The organism is Microbacterium sp. 10L49, from assembly GCF_056395125.1.
Map to the genome: position 1 here is coordinate 1 of NZ_JBFTIW010000011.1, position 338 is coordinate 338.

The 338-nt window shown below is 60.7% G+C and carries 1 protein-coding gene; it reads right to left on the minus strand.

Features of this window, described 5'->3' with window-relative positions; all coding sequences use genetic code 11:
• A partial coding sequence (locus AC1DCT_RS18140; RefSeq protein WP_477430582.1) for a WXG100 family type VII secretion target occupies positions 1 to 338 on the minus strand: 338 nt, incomplete at its 5' end.

The window sequence follows — 338 nt, forward strand, 5'->3', positions numbered from 1 at the left end:
TCAGCCGCCGGCGAGCTGCGTGTCCAGATCCTGGATCGCACGCATCATGCCCAGAAGCGACTCCGACATGTCATTGATGCCATCCACAGCCTGCTTCAGACCCGTGGTCAGCTCCCCATAACCCTCACCGAACTTGCCCGACGCGTGCTGCGTCTTGAAGTCCTCACCCAGCAGGTTGTCCACCTGCCCCTTCAGAGTGTCCAGCTGACCCTGAATGTCATCACGAGCCTGCGACAGCGACGAAGCCACCTGCTCCATCTCCGCATAAGACGCACCGAAATCGGCCATCATCCACCTCCGGTAATCGATTGGACCGGACCCCACCGGCCCGACAAGAA